This window comes from Pseudomonas sp. FSL R10-0399 (assembly GCF_009600165.1).
Classification (GTDB): domain Bacteria; phylum Pseudomonadota; class Gammaproteobacteria; order Pseudomonadales; family Pseudomonadaceae; genus Aquipseudomonas; species Aquipseudomonas helleri.
Window position 1 is genome coordinate 1 of sequence record NZ_WIWK01000316.1, and the last position, 349, is coordinate 349.

General features: G+C 63.6%; 1 protein-coding gene. It reads right to left on the reverse strand.

The window, feature by feature from the left end; all coding sequences use genetic code 11:
• Window positions 1–349, reverse strand: a 349-nt coding sequence (locus GHO41_RS29605; RefSeq protein ID WP_153435374.1) for a hypothetical protein, incomplete at both ends; no start/stop codon positions are given.

Consider the following 349-nt stretch of genomic DNA (forward strand, 5'->3'; position numbering starts at 1 on the left):
CCGAGCAGGCGGCCGAGCGGGTCGTAACGGTAGTTGATGTCGCCACGGCGGTTGTCGTGCAGGTCGGTCAGTTGCCCGGCATCGTCATAGCGGTAGTTGCGCACCAGCAGGCGCGTGCTTGAGCCGGTAAGGGCTACGGTCTGTTCCTGTAACTGGCCGTTGGGCGTCCAGCTCTGGCGCTGTTGCAGGCCGTTGCCTTGGTGGCGGACTATTTCGCGATGCAGGTCGTCGCGCTGGTAGCTGAGCAGTTCGATGTCGTCGACTTTCATTGCCAGCAAGTGGCCGCTGCCGTAGGTCAGCCAACTGACCCGGTGGCCGTCGGGGCGGATGGTGGCAATGCGTTGGTTGA